Annotated in this window: 11 protein-coding genes; 9 read left to right on the top strand and 2 right to left on the bottom strand. The window is 44.8% G+C overall.

Going from position 1 to position 13,653, the window contains the following annotated elements:
* Positions 1-628: 628 nt before the first annotated feature.
* The 9 genes from R7O12_RS01320 (at position 629) to luxS (ending at position 11,181) form a co-directional block, all read left to right on the top strand.
* Entirely contained in the window at positions 629-886 is a 258-nt protein-coding gene (locus R7O12_RS01320; RefSeq protein ID WP_054579070.1) for an oxaloacetate decarboxylase subunit gamma, read from the top strand.
* Between the two features lie 31 nt (positions 887-917).
* Positions 918-2,702, top strand: coding sequence for a sodium-extruding oxaloacetate decarboxylase subunit alpha (oadA, locus tag R7O12_RS01315; RefSeq protein ID WP_053349862.1), 1,785 nt, complete (start codon positions 918-920; stop codon positions 2,700-2,702).
* 9 nt (positions 2,703-2,711) lie between these two features.
* Positions 2,712-3,842: a sodium ion-translocating decarboxylase subunit beta gene (locus R7O12_RS01310; protein ID WP_005379935.1), complete on the top strand. Its 1,131-nt coding sequence runs from the start codon at positions 2,712-2,714 to the stop codon at positions 3,840-3,842.
* 123 nt (positions 3,843-3,965) lie between these two features.
* Positions 3,966-4,916, top strand: coding sequence for an NADP-dependent oxidoreductase (locus tag R7O12_RS01305; protein ID WP_005385434.1), 951 nt, complete (start codon positions 3,966-3,968; stop codon positions 4,914-4,916).
* Positions 4,910-5,371 carry a YqaA family protein gene (locus tag R7O12_RS01300; protein WP_005379938.1) on the top strand — a complete coding sequence of 154 codons (462 nt, stop codon included), beginning with the start codon at positions 4,910-4,912 and terminating at the stop codon, positions 5,369-5,371. The genes R7O12_RS01305 and R7O12_RS01300 overlap by 7 nt, the downstream gene beginning before the upstream one ends.
* A gap of 9 nt (positions 5,372-5,380) precedes the next feature.
* Positions 5,381-8,224: a M16 family metallopeptidase gene (locus tag R7O12_RS01295; RefSeq protein WP_017820389.1), complete on the top strand. Its 2,844-nt coding sequence runs from the start codon at positions 5,381-5,383 to the stop codon at positions 8,222-8,224.
* A 156-nt stretch (positions 8,225-8,380) separates the two neighbouring features.
* Positions 8,381-9,949 (top strand): glutamate--cysteine ligase, encoded by a 1,569-nt coding sequence (gshA, locus tag R7O12_RS01290; RefSeq protein WP_005385430.1) that lies wholly within the window; start codon positions 8,381-8,383, stop codon positions 9,947-9,949.
* Between the two features lie 23 nt (positions 9,950-9,972).
* On the top strand, positions 9,973-10,578 hold the full coding sequence (locus tag R7O12_RS01285; RefSeq protein WP_005379943.1) for a hypothetical protein: 606 nt from the start codon (positions 9,973-9,975) through the stop codon (positions 10,576-10,578).
* Between the two features lie 84 nt (positions 10,579-10,662).
* Positions 10,663-11,181, top strand: coding sequence for an S-ribosylhomocysteine lyase (gene luxS, locus R7O12_RS01280; RefSeq protein ID WP_017820391.1), 519 nt, complete (start codon positions 10,663-10,665; stop codon positions 11,179-11,181).
* Positions 11,182-11,248: 67 nt separating this feature from the next.
* Here the strand turns inward: luxS and R7O12_RS01275 are convergent, their stop codons facing one another.
* Together R7O12_RS01275 and R7O12_RS01270 are read right to left on the bottom strand one after the other, a co-directional pair.
* Complete coding sequence (locus R7O12_RS01275) at positions 11,249-12,529, bottom strand: HlyC/CorC family transporter (protein ID WP_005379948.1); 1,281 nt, start codon at positions 12,527-12,529, stop codon at positions 11,249-11,251.
* 124 nt (positions 12,530-12,653) lie between these two features.
* Positions 12,654-13,448 carry an inner membrane protein YpjD gene (locus R7O12_RS01270; RefSeq protein WP_005379950.1) on the bottom strand — a complete coding sequence of 265 codons (795 nt, stop codon included), beginning with the start codon at positions 13,446-13,448 and terminating at the stop codon, positions 12,654-12,656.
* Positions 13,449-13,653: the final 205 nt, after the last annotated feature.

The following is a 13,653-nucleotide window of genomic DNA, read 5'->3' as shown; positions in this document are numbered from 1 at the left end:
GTCCTTAGCTCAGCTGGATAGAGTACCTGGCTACGAACCAGGCGGTCGGAGGTTCGAATCCTCCAGGACGCGCCACTCATTGAAAAAGCCTCGCAATTGCGAGGCTTTTTTGTATCTAGACATCTGGAGTATGGCGTAGGATCACTAGAGCCTATGTTCCTCTTTTTTAAAAGCGAATATGTGCGTATCTAAGCAATTTGCTATCAAGCTTCTGTCGCATCGTGTGAAATCATCCTGATTATCCCTCCTATACACTGACTTCCATTTTTCATTTCAATTACTCTCATGTAGTTACTTTGTTTGTTATTTGTTTATTGATTGTTAATTTTGTTCATCTTTCTGTTTTTGTTGGTTTTTACTGCGTGAGTCCCGATTTGATTTTGAAATCTAAATCGCAGTTTTTATTTATGTCCTCCTTTACTCTGTTCGTAAGGTGATAGCGATTTGAAGTGATTATTTTGTCATGAACTGTGATCTGGGTAGTGAATAAATAATCATTTATCAGGATTACTACAAACCTTCCTTAAACAAAATTGACAAAATTTAACCAATCGAGATAATCCATGGGTCGGGATTTGACACTATTAAAGTCCTGCACGTTGTCAGGATGACAAAGAAAGGAAGCAACATGACTAATATAGGAAGCCTGCTAGTAGATGCGGCCACCCTGATGCTAACGGGGATGGCGGTCGTATTTATTTTCCTCACTATTCTTGTTTATCTCGTTCGGTTAATGTCGAAATTGGTACCAGAAGAAGTACCAGAGCCGATCGTAGCACCAAAAACAAACACTAATATTCAATCAACCTCTTCAGCTGTTAGTCCACAAGTAGTGGCGGCGATCTCGGCTGCGATTCATAAACATCGCGCCTCATTCGCGAAGTAGCCGAACTAGGATTAAAAAGGAGTTTAAGAGCATGTCTAAACCACTAGCTATTACTGATGTGGTCCTTCGTGATGCCCATCAATCACTATTTGCTACGCGTATGCGTATTGAGGATATGCTGCCTATCGCAGCTGAGTTGGATAAGGTTGGTTACTGGTCTCTAGAGACTTGGGGTGGTGCAACATTTGATTCTTGTATTCGATTCTTAGGGGAAGACCCTTGGGAGCGTTTACGTGAACTAAAAAAAGCGATGCCTAATACACCAATGCAAATGCTACTGCGTGGTCAAAACCTTTTAGGATACCGCCATTATGCCGACGATGTAGTAGAGAAGTTTGTTGAACGCGCGCATGCTAACGGCATGGATGTATTCCGTATTTTTGATGCAATGAATGACGTGCGAAACTTCCAGAAAGCCGTGAAAGCAACGGTTGATGTTGGTGCGCATGCTCAAGGTACGTTGTCTTACACAACGAGCCCAGTGCATAACGCAGACACTTGGGTTGACTTGGCAAAACGCCTAGAGGATTTAGGTTGCCACTCGCTGTGTATTAAAGATATGTCTGGCTTACTTAAGCCATATGAAGCGGAAGAGCTTATCACGCGTATCAAAGCGTCTTGTGATGTGCCATTGGCACTTCATTGTCATGCAACAACGGGGCTGTCTACAGCAACAGCGGTAAAAGCAGTAGAAGCCGGTATTGATATTCTCGATACTGCGATTTCTTCAATGAGTTGTACTTACGGTCATACACCGACTGAAACGGTAGTCGCTATGCTAGAAGGCACCGAGCGAGATACCAATTTGAAACTCGAGCAACTGGAACCTATCGCCGCATATTTCCGTGAGGTACGTAAGAAGTATGCGAAGTGGGAAGGCCAGTTAAAAGGAGTCGATTCACGCATCCTGATTGCTCAAGTGCCTGGTGGTATGCTGACCAATATGGAAGGCCAGTTGAAAGAGCAGGGCGCTGCGGATCGCATTGATGAAGTATTAGAAGAGATCCCTCGTGTACGTGAAGATCTTGGTTTCATTCCATTGGTGACTCCAACTTCACAGATCGTCGGTACGCAAGCGGTGATTAACGTTCTTACTGGCGAGCGCTATAAGAGTATTACCAAGGAAACCGCTGGCCTATTGAAAGGTGAGTACGGTCAAGCGCCAGCCGAGTTAAATGCAGAACTGCAAGCGAAAGTGCTTGATGGTAAAGAGCCAATTACCTGTCGTCCTGCCGATTTACTTGAGCCTGAAATGGAGACGCTTACGGTTGATCTGATGGAGAAAGCGAAATCAGAAGGCATTAAGCTAGCAAGTGAGCGTGTTGATGACGTACTCACTTATGCACTTTTCCCTCAAGTTGGGCTTAAGTTCCTTAAGAATCGTGAAAACCCAGAAGCATTTGAGCCTGCACCAACGCTAGAAGCTGCGAAGCCTGCTGTACCTGTAGCTCAACCAGCAACTGGTGGTGTAGAAACTTATAGTGTACGTGTTGACGGGCAGGTGTATGAGGTGGAAGTTGGCCCTCAAGGTGAACTGACATCTGTTGCTCCTTCTAATGCACCGGCAAAATCGGCTACACCTAGCGCACCTTCTAATGCTTCAGCAGAAGCGGTACCTGCTCCTCTTGCAGGTAACATCTTCAAAGTGAATGTTCAACCTGGTGCTGAGGTAGCTGAAGGCGATGTATTGCTCATCCTTGAAGCGATGAAAATGGAAACTGAAGTACGAGCGGCGCGTGGTGGTGTGGTTCAAGAGCTGAACGTTAAAGAAGGCGATGCTGTCACAGTAGGTGCGCCTCTGTTGAGCCTGGCGTAAGGGAGTATCATGGACGGATTGTTAACCCTTTGGGCAGAAACAGGGATCGCTAACTTCGAGTTCGGCCAAATCTGTATGATGCTGGTTGGTTGTACCTTGCTGTTTTTGGCAATTAAAAAAGGATTTGAACCTTTACTGTTATTGCCGATTGGTTTCGGTGCTATTTTGGCGAATATTCCAAATGCTGGCTTTACTGAGCCTGGTGGCTTGCTCTACTACGTTTACTACATTGGGATTGAATCGGGTGTGTTCCCGCTATTGATCTTCATGGGTGTGGGCGCGATGACCGACTTTGGTGCTTTGATCGCAAACCCAAAAACGTTGTGGTTAGGTGCGGCTGCGCAGTTTGGTATTTTTGCAACACTGTTTGGCGCTATTTTACTCAACTATGTACCTGGCATGGAGTTTTCCATGGCGGATGCATCGTCTATCGCGATCATCGGTGGGGCTGATGGGCCAACAGCGATTTTCTTAGCGAGTAAGCTCTCTCCAGATCTGCTAGGTGCGATTGCAGTCGCGGCATACAGCTATATGGCATTGGTGCCGATCATCCAGCCACCAATCATGAAAGCACTGACAACCAAGGAAGAGCGTCAAATCAAGATGGCTCAGCTTCGTCATGTTGGTAAATGGGAGAAAGTCATCTTCCCGCTTGCTGTATTACTGATGACGATTCTGTTCTTACCTTCAGCTACGCCATTGGTTGGTATGTTCTGTTTGGGTAACTTGATGCGTGAAGCTGGTGTGGTCGATCGTTTATCGAAAACTGCTCAAAATGAATTGATCAACATAGTGACTATCTTTTTAGGTCTTGGTGTTGGTTCTAAGCTGCAAGCTGAGCAGTTCTTGAACCTAGAAACGTTAGGTATCTTGGGGTTAGGCGCAGTTGCATTTAGTATCGGTACTGGTGCGGGCGTCCTGATGGCGAAACTGCTTAACAAGTTCTCGAAAGAAGACATCAACCCACTTATTGGTGCGGCTGGCGTTTCTGCGGTACCAATGGCCGCGCGAGTCGTAAACAAAGTTGGTTTACAAGCTAACCCGCAAAACTTTTTGTTAATGCATGCGATGGGACCAAACGTTGCTGGTGTGCTGGGTTCAGCCGTTGCGGCTGGTATATTGTTAGCACTTGTTGGTTAGACATTATTGAAAATGGAATGATCAACCAATTTACAAAATCACGATTAACTTAGGTTAACAAAATGGTTTATAGTCAAAGGGATGCTTTCGCATCCCTTTTTGTTTTCTTGCAGGGAATGGTTTATGGAACACAAACAGATCGTTATCACTGAGTTTGGTGATGCCAACGTACTCGCGATTCAACATGCTTCTACACCATCACCACAGCCTGGTGAAGTCTTAGTAAAAGTCGCTTTTTCAGGCGTAAATCCTATTGATGTCAAAACTCGAGCTGGGCTCGGTTGGGCGGCAGCGCAGAATAAGGACAATTTACCTTGGGTGCCAGGTTACGACATCTCAGGAAAAGTGATGTCTTGTGGAGAGGGGGCATCACGTTTTAATGAAGGTGATGAGGTGGCTGGATTTATTGGTTTCCCAGTTCGAGGCGGTGGTTACAGCCAATACATATGTGTTCCAGAAACTGAGTTAAGTCATGTTCCTAGCTCTGTCACTTTAGAGGCAGCTGCTGCATTACCGTTGGCGGGACAAACTGCGGCACAAGCTCTCAGTAAGGCTAATGTGACGGAAAACGATCGCGTACTTATCCTCGCTGGAGCCGGTGGTGTTGGACACCTCGCGGTACAAATTGCGATCGCGACGAAAGCGGAAGTCTTTACAACCTGCAGTGAACGAAATCTAGACTACCTTGCGACGCTCGGTGCTCATGCAGTGAACTATCAATTTGCACCAGTGTCAGAACGTGTGGAAGATGTTGATGTTTTGATTGATTTAGTAGGCGGAGATGCTGCGTTAGATGCGCTTAAATGCTTGAAAGACAATGCGAGAGTCATCACCGTTCCAACCATCACAGCTGAGCTGATTTGTGAAAAAGCCAAACTCCTAGGCTTTGAGGCTAGTGGCATGTTGGTTGAACCAGACCCTGCGCAGTTAGATACCTTGTTGTATATGGTCGGCGTTGGCTTACTGAAGACTGAAATTCAACAGGTTTATCCTATGAGTGATGTCATTGGTGCTCACCAGCAGGTCGAATCAGGAAGAACCAGAGGCAAGGTGTTGCTTGATATGACATGCTAGAAGCATTTAACACGAGTTTTGAAAGTTTAGCGCTTTGGTTTTCAGATTCAGCATTATGGGTGCTTTTCATGACCGGTTTTCTCAGTGCCACGTTGTTGCCTGGTGGTTCTGAAGCGGGCTTAGTTGCCACTCTCTCATTAAATCAATACTCCGTTTCTTCAATTGTTATGGTCGCTACTATCGGTAATACGCTTGGTGGCTTAACAAATTATTGGCTTGGCTTGTGGATTCCCAACAAAGCACAAGAGGAAAAGCACGGTCATACCGCATTAAAGTGGCTCTCTAAGTATGGCTATTGGGGATTATTTTTTAGCTGGTTACCTGTAATAGGAGACCCGCTGTGTTTAGCCGCAGGGTGGCTAAGAATGAAGTTTCTGCCTTGCGTGATTTTAATATTTTTAGGAAAGGCTGCTAGGTATAGCTTACTTGCGGCCATCTATCTCGGATTATTTTAAGGAAAGTACATGAAGATGTTTTGGGTTGGCGCGTGTTCACTGTTGGTGATCACGGGCTGTGCATCAAATACGCCAGTTTCATCACTGCCGAAAGGGGTAACTTTCGTTGAGTCATCGAAAGCTGAAGAAGGCAAAGTTAAGATTCCATACCAAAAGTATAAACTCGATAATGGTTTAACGGTGATCTTAGCTCCTGAAGATTCTGACCCATTGGTCCATGTGGATGTGACTTACCATGTTGGTTCAGCTCGTGAAGAAGTGGGTAAGTCTGGTTTTGCGCATTTCTTTGAGCACATGATGTTCCAAGGTTCAGAGAACGTTGGTGACCAAGAGCACTTCAGAATCATCACAGAGGCTGGCGGCACGTTAAATGGTACAACAAACCGCGATCGTACTAACTACTTTGAAACTGTCCCTGCTAACCAGCTCGAGAAAATGCTGTGGTTAGAGTCTGACCGTATGGGCTTTTTGTTGGATGCGGTTTCTCAACGCAAATTTGAAATTCAGCGTTCGACTGTAAAAAATGAGCGAGCTCAGCGTTACGATAATCGTCCTTATGGCTTAATTTGGGAGCGCATGTCCGAAGCGCTATATCCTGAAGGTCATCCGTATTCGTGGCAAACCATTGGTTATGTTGAAGATCTTGATCGTGTTGATGTGAACGACCTCAAAGCGTTTTTCTTGCGTTGGTATGGCCCAAACAATGCGACTATCACGATCGGTGGTGACTTAGACGTTGAACAAACTCTAGAGTGGGTAAATAAGTACTTCGGTTCGATTCCTCGTGGTCCTGAGGTTGAAAATGCGCCGAAACAACCTGCAAAACTGCAAGAAGATAAATACATCACTCTAGAAGATCGTATTCAACAACCTATGGTGATGATCGCGTGGCCAACAACCTACAACGGCGAAGAAAGCCAAGCGTCTCTCGACACGTTATCAGAAGTATTGGGTGGCGGTACCAACAGCGTGCTCTATCAAGACCTAGTGAAGACTCAAAAAGCGGTCGATGCTGGTTCATTCCATGACTGTGCTGAACTGGCGTGTAACTTTTACGTTTACGCAATGGGCGATTCTGGAGACAAAGGCGACCTATCAAAACTGTACGACGAGCTTTTACAATCACTGAATCAGTTTGCGGAAAAAGGCGTGACAGAAGATCGCCTTGAGCAGTTGAAGGGTAAAGCGGAAGCGGATGCTATTTTTGCGCTAGAAAGCGTTAAAGGTAAAGTGACTCAGTTGGCTTCCAACGAGACATTTTTCGGCGATCCTGATCGTCTTGAGCAACAGCTTGAACAAATCCGTGCAGTTACGCCGACTTCGGTAGAAAAAGCGTATACGGACTTTATCCAAGGTAAGAACAAAGTGACCCTAAGCGTGGTCCCAAAAGGAAAAACAGACCTTGTCGTAAAACCTGCGACCTTTGTGACACCAAAGCGTACGTTGCCAGAATATGAGAAGATTTCCGATGACCAATTGGCGTATCGTCGTGCGACCGATAACTTCGATCGCTCAGTGCAACCGCCAGTAGGAGAACCAGTGAAAGCGACGATGCCAGAGCTGTACGAGTTACATTTCAAGAATGGCTCAGAGCTGCTTGGTGCAGTTAGCGATGAAACGCCGACGGTGATGATGCAATTTAGTCTACCTGCAGGGACACGTTTTGTTGAAAAGGGTAAAGAAGGTCTTGCCCAATTGACCGCTGCGATGTTGCAAGAAGGTACAACGAAACGCAGTGTCGAAGAGATTCAAGCTGAGCTTGATAAACTGGGTAGTGTTATCTCTGTTAATGCCACAGGTTATACAACAAACATCAGTGTTTCTGCTCTAGAAAAGAACTTAGAGCCGACGTTAAAAATTGTCGAAGAGATGTTGCTGTCTCCTGCATTTAATCAAGATGATTTCGAGCGTGTAAAAATGCAAGCGCTAGAAGGCCTGGTATATGAGCACCAAAATCCAAGTTGGATGGCGTCACAAGCGAGTCGCCAGGTGCTCTATGGGGATTCGGTTTTTGCTCGACCAAAAGACGGCACGCAAGCAGGTGTCAGTGCATTAACGTTGGATGATGTCCGTGAATTCTACTCGAAGCATTACACGCCACAAAGTGCGCAAATCGTCGTTGTTGGTGACATCAATAAACAGGAAATTGAGCAGCAACTGACGTTCTGGAAAAACTGGCAAGATGAAGCTGCGCCATTGTATGCACCGCAAAGCATTGCTGCATTAGGTGAGCAAAAGATCCATCTTGTTGATAAACCAGGAGCGCCGCAAAGTGTGGTCATGATGGTTCGTCAAGGTATGCCTTACGACGCAACGGGCGATTTTTACCTAAGCCAACTGGCAAACTTCAACTTAGCTGGGAACTTCAATAGCCGCATCAACCAAAATCTACGTGAAGACAAGGGTTACACATACGGTGCTTACGGATATTTCTCTGGTAATCCAGAAACAGGCTCGGTGGTTTTCACCGCGCAAGTACGAGCGGATGCAACGGTTGCTTCGATCATTGAGATGGAAAATGAGCTAAATGAATACTCGCAGTCAGGTATTACTGATGAAGAGATGAAATTTATGCGTCAAGCGGTCGGTCAAAAAGATGCACTGAAATATGAAACGCCAACACAAAAAGCGGAGCTCATCAGTGATATTCTTAAGTACAACCTCGATCATGATTACTTGCAGCAAAGAAACGCTATCGTAGAAAAAGTCGATAAGCAGACGTTGAATGCGCTGGCTCAGAAATGGTTTGATCCAAATGACTATCAAATTATCGTCGTTGGTGATGCTAAATCGTTGCGTCCTCAATTAGAAAAGTTGGGGAAAGACGTAGAAGAGCTTGAAATCATTCGATAGAGTACACATTTAATAGCGGAGAAACGTTTCTCCGCTATTCATCTAGATAAGCAACTTTTCGTGGGTTATTTATCTAGATGCATTAACTATCAATAACTTAGCTTACACTTGTGTTATGTAACAAGTGTCCTGCTCCCAATATAAGCGAACCTCATTTTGACTGATTTTGCTGCGCGACTAAAAAAAGTTGCATCAAACCCCGAAGTATTTAAGCAGTTTGGACGCGGTGTTGAGCGAGAAACTTTGCGCTATCGTCAGGATGGACATCTAGCTACAACTCCTCATCCTGAAGGGTTAGGCTCTGCGTTCACAAATCAATGGATCACAACGGATTTTTCGGAATCATTGTTAGAGTTCATTACGCCTGTGTCACATGAAATTCCAGAACTGATGGCACAGCTGAAAGATATCCATCATTTCACTCAAACCAAAATGGGTGAAGAGAAAATGTGGCCACTATCAATGCCTTGCTACGTAGGCTCAGAGGATGATATTCAGTTAGCCCAGTATGGCTCTTCGAATGCAGCGAAAATGAAAACGCTGTACCGAGAAGGCCTAAAGCGTCGCTATGGCAGCCTGATGCAAATTATTTCAGGTGTCCATTTTAACTTCTCGTTTCCTGAAACATTTTGGGATGCGCTCTATGGCGAGCAAGATGAACAAGCCCGCCAAGATGCTAAGTCTGATGCGTACTTTGCGTTGATCCGTAATTACTACCGCTTTGGCTGGATGATTCCCTACTTCTTTGGTGCATCACCAGCGTTATGTGGCTCTTTTATTCAAGGTCGTGAAACCGATCTGCCATTCGAGAAGATTGGCGGGACATTATATTTGCCGAAGTCGACGTCTTTGCGTTTGAGCGATCTTGGCTATACCAATAGTGCTCAAAGTGTGCTGAAAATTGGTTTTAACAGCATTGACCAATACCTCGATGGTTTGAGTGATGCGATTCGCCACCCATCAGAAGAGTTTGCGAAAATTGGGGTAAAAGTGGATGGTGAATACCGCCAGCTTAATTCCAATATCTTACAAATTGAGAATGAACTGTACGCTCCGATTCGTCCAAAACGTGTATCGAAAAGTGGTGAGAAGCCTTCAGATGCGTTACGACGCGGTGGTGTCGAATACATTGAAGTTCGTTCTCTAGATGTTAACCCATTCAGCGCAGTGGGCTTAAATGAAGAGCAAGTACGATTCTTGGATCTCTTCCTTACCTGGGCGGCCTTGTCAGACTCAGACCCTATGGATAACTGTGAATTAGAGTGTTGGCGCGATAACTGGAATAAAGTCATTGTTTCTGGCCGTGAAAAAGGTCTAATGCTGCAAATTGGTTGCCAAGGTGAGCGTCTATCTCTACAAGATTGGGCACACCGAGTTTTCGTCGAGTTACGTCAAATAGCACAGCAAATGGATATGACTGCTGGTGGCAGTGCATACCAAGATGTGTGTAATCAACTCGAGACATGGATTGATAACCCAGAACTAACGATCTCTGGTCAACTATTAGAGCTAACGAAAGAGCTGGGTGGGCTAGGTAAAGTTGGTTGTACTCTTGGTATGAAGTACCGTGATGAAAACCTAGCTCACGGTTATCAGTACTATTCACAAGATACGATGGAAACGGAAGTAGCGTCGTCCGTGGAAAAACAAAAGCAAGCAGAGCAGAGTGACACGCTTTCTTTTGATGATTTTTTGGAAGATTACTTTGCTTACCTGAAGCAGTAATGACTAACTAAGGATTGGTGCGGTTGAACATTAAGTCGTCAGTAGTAGCGGTACTTGGAAGCGTGTTACTTGCAGGTTGTGCTACGGCACCGCCAAAGCAGCAGAATAACTTATGCGAGATATTCCGAGAGAAATCCGGTTGGTACGATGATGCCAAAGATATGGAAGATGAATGGGGGACCCCTATTCATGTCGCTATGGCCATCATTAAACAAGAAAGCAGCTTTCGGCACGATGCAAAACCACCTAAAGATTATTTGCTAGGGTTTATTCCTTGGGGACGAGTCAGCAGTGCGTATGGTTACGCTCAAGCTCAAGACCCTGCTTGGGAAGACTTCCAAGATGCCACAGGTCAGGGTGGCTCTCGTACCAACTTCGATGATTCTATGATGTTTGTCGGTTGGTATACTCATGAAACACGGCGTCAGCTAGGGATTTCATTATGGGATCCCTATAACCAGTATCTGGCTTATCATGAAGGGCGAGGTGGGTATAAGCGAGGTACTTATAATCGAAAGCCTAGTTTAATCAAAGTCGCTCGACGTGTTGAACAAACAGCGAAAACTTATGGCTGGCAGCTGAAGCAATGTCGTCAGGAATTAGAAGACAACAGCAGCTGGTTCTTTTAGCCCACAGTCAGTTCATGTGCTGTAGGGATGAATGACATTTATCCATTACCGAAAGGTACTGGAGTTACAATCAGGAGAGATGTAATGCCTTTACTCGATAGTTTTACCGTGGACCACACTCGTATGAATGCACCGGCAGTGCGAGTGGCGAAAACCATGCAGACCCCAAAAGGGGATACGATTACTGTTTTCGACTTACGCTTTACTGCGCCAAACAAAGACATTCTTTCTGAAAAAGGTATTCACACCCTAGAGCACCTTTATGCAGGCTTTATGCGTAATCACCTAAACGGTGATTCTGTTGAGATCATCGATATTTCGCCTATGGGTTGCCGCACAGGTTTTTACATGAGTCTGATTGGCACACCATCAGAGCAGCAAGTCGCAGATGCTTGGATTGCAGCAATGGAAGACGTGCTGAAGGTAGAAAGTCAGAATAAGATCCCTGAACTTAACGAATACCAATGCGGCACGGCAGCAATGCACTCTTTAAAAGAAGCACAACAGATCGCAAAGAACATTTTGGATGCTGGTGTTTCGGTGAACAAAAATGATGAACTTGCTTTGCCTGAGTCGATGTTAAAAGAGTTGCGCATCGACTAGGTGCTCATTAAGAAGCATATTGCCCCAATAAGTAAAAAGCCTGACATGAGTCAGGCTTTTCTTTTGGTTATTTGGATGTCGATTTTTTCTTCTTCGGATAAACACGAACGAGCTTGATTCGGTTCTCTTCAATCTCAACAAGTTCCATTGGGTGACCCGCTACTCTCACACTTAGATGGCTCTCAGGAATATCTTCCAAGTGTTCTAAAATGAGCCCGTTTAGCGTTCTCGGGCCATCCGTTGGTAAATCCCATTTCAGGCCTTTGTTGATATCTCGGATATTGGTGCTGCCTTCAATAAGAAAGCTTCCGTCACCTTGAGGACTGATTTCATCAGAGAGGCTTGGAGAAATTGACGTCGTGAACTCACCAATGATCTCTTCCAGAATATCTTCAAGAGTGATTAGACCGATGATATCACCGTACTCATCCACGATCAGACCGATACGTTGCTTGTTGCGTTGGAATTTCAACATTTGCACGTTCAGTGGTGTGCCTTCTGGGATGTAATAGACCTCATCAGCAGCACGTAATAGCGTTTCTTTGTTGAATTCGTTCTTTTCCAACATCAGACGATAAGCTTCACGCAAGCGCAGCATGCCAACCACTTCATCAATTTGGTCACGATAGAAAACTATGCGTCCATGTGGTGAGTGTGTTAGCTGGCGAACAATGGATTTCCAGTCGTCGTTAATATCAATACCGGTAATTTCATTGCGTGGGACCATAATGTCGTTCACGGTGACGTGCTCAAGATCTAAAATAGACACTAGCATGTCTTGGTGTCGGCGAGGGATCAAACCGCCAGCTTCATTTACCACCGTACGCAGCTCATCGGAGCTAAGATGATCTTCTGCTGAGTGATCCGCTCTTACACCAAGTAAGCGGATAAAGCCATTCGTAATAAAGTTAACAAGCATCACTAAAGGCGACAGTAACTTCATCAGTATGGTCAATAATATACTGCTCGCGTAGGACACACGTTCAGGGTAAAGCGCTGCAATTGTTTTAGGGGTAACCTCGGCAAAAACCAATACAACCATAGTTAGTGCACCGGTTGCGATAGCGACACCTAAATCACCATACAAACGCATACCAATAATGGTTGCGATAGCAGACGCGAGAATATTAACGAGGTTGTTGCCGATAAGAATAAGACCAATCAAACGATCTGGACGGTCTAATAGTCTTTCGACTCGCTTAGCACCCTTATGCCCGTTTTTGGCTAAGTGTTTTAAGCGATAACGATTCAGAGACATCATCCCTGTTTCTGAACCGGAAAAGTAACCTGATATGACGATAAGACACGCGAGTAGCGCAAACAAGATACCCGTAGAGATGTCGTCCAAAACGTTGCTGTTCCTTGTAAGTATTGGGTTATATAACGGTTGAGTAAGTCCGTTAAGTCAAAGAGTTAAGGCGTACTGTATTTTATCTAGCCTAAAATATAAAGGATAGGAGCCCTAGAGCTCCTTAATTCAAGATGATTTCTTTTACAAAGCGACTGCCAAAATATGCCAGAGTCAACAGTGTTGCTCCTGCAACAGCGAACCATGTGACTTTTCTACCACGCCAGCCTTTTTGATAGTGACCCCAAAGTAGTATTGAGTACACCACCCAAGCGATGAAAGAAAGAATGCCCTTATGTGCCTTACCTTGGGCAAACATATCCTGCACAAAGACAAAGCCAGTAATGAGCGTGGCAGTTAACAATAAGTTACCGATCAAAATAATTTTGAAGAGTTGACGCTCCACCATTAATAGAGGCGGCAGGTTTGGGTTAATCGCCAAAGATTTTTTTGCTTTCAGTTTGTGATCCAGCCAAGCCAACTGAAGCGCATAGAGTGCCCCGATAGTTAAAGTCGCGTATGAGAAGAGCGCAAATGAAATATGAATGAGTAGCTTAGGGTCATTCTCTAGGTGCTTTATAAACGTGCTTGGCAAAAATGTGGCAGCAGATAAATTGATGGCAGCAAAGCTATAAACGACAGGCAATAAAAACCACAGTCGGTTTTTCAACATAGCAAGGCTCATGACCAGAGAAATAATAAAACTGATCAAAGAAGCCACGTTGAGAATACTCAGGTTTTGACCTGAACCATCAAAAATCAGATCACTCAAAATCCACGCATGAAAAACAAGCGCACAGGCAGCACTAGCAAACACTGTTTTTGCTTTGATTCCTGACTGTTGTGAGAGTCCGGGTATGATGGTCGCAATCGCCAAGACATAAAGTATGGCGGCCGCGATGGCTATTAAGCTATCCATGAATCCTAAATATTATTGTGCACGATGGAGAAATTATACCTTGCATTACACTTTGGGGCTACGTTATATCCGACATCAATCGTGAGAGATGAGATATTGAAATTAATAAGTTACCGCACCATATATAAATAGAGACAAGAATAGGACAGCGGTACGGGTATGACTCAGACCTTGGCTAATGTATACTCACACTAATTAATCGCCA

This window comes from Vibrio sp. Vb1574 (genome assembly GCF_033338675.1).
Note: the sequence above shows the minus strand (reverse complement) of the source record. Positions and strands in the feature narration are given on the sequence as shown.

Coding starts and splice junctions, on each gene's coding strand:
- R7O12_RS01320 (WP_054579070.1), top strand. CDS start 629: ATGACTAATATAGGAAGCCTGCTAGTAGATGCGGCCACCCTGATGCTA.
- oadA (WP_053349862.1), top strand. CDS start 918: ATGTCTAAACCACTAGCTATTACTGATGTGGTCCTTCGTGATGCCCAT.
- R7O12_RS01310 (WP_005379935.1), top strand. CDS start 2,712: ATGGACGGATTGTTAACCCTTTGGGCAGAAACAGGGATCGCTAACTTC.
- R7O12_RS01305 (WP_005385434.1), top strand. CDS start 3,966: ATGGAACACAAACAGATCGTTATCACTGAGTTTGGTGATGCCAACGTA.
- R7O12_RS01300 (WP_005379938.1), top strand. CDS start 4,910: ATGCTAGAAGCATTTAACACGAGTTTTGAAAGTTTAGCGCTTTGGTTT.
- R7O12_RS01295 (WP_017820389.1), top strand. CDS start 5,381: ATGAAGATGTTTTGGGTTGGCGCGTGTTCACTGTTGGTGATCACGGGC.
- luxS (WP_017820391.1), top strand. CDS start 10,663: ATGCCTTTACTCGATAGTTTTACCGTGGACCACACTCGTATGAATGCA.
- R7O12_RS01270 (WP_005379950.1), bottom strand. CDS start 13,448: ATGGATAGCTTAATAGCCATCGCGGCCGCCATACTTTATGTCTTGGCG.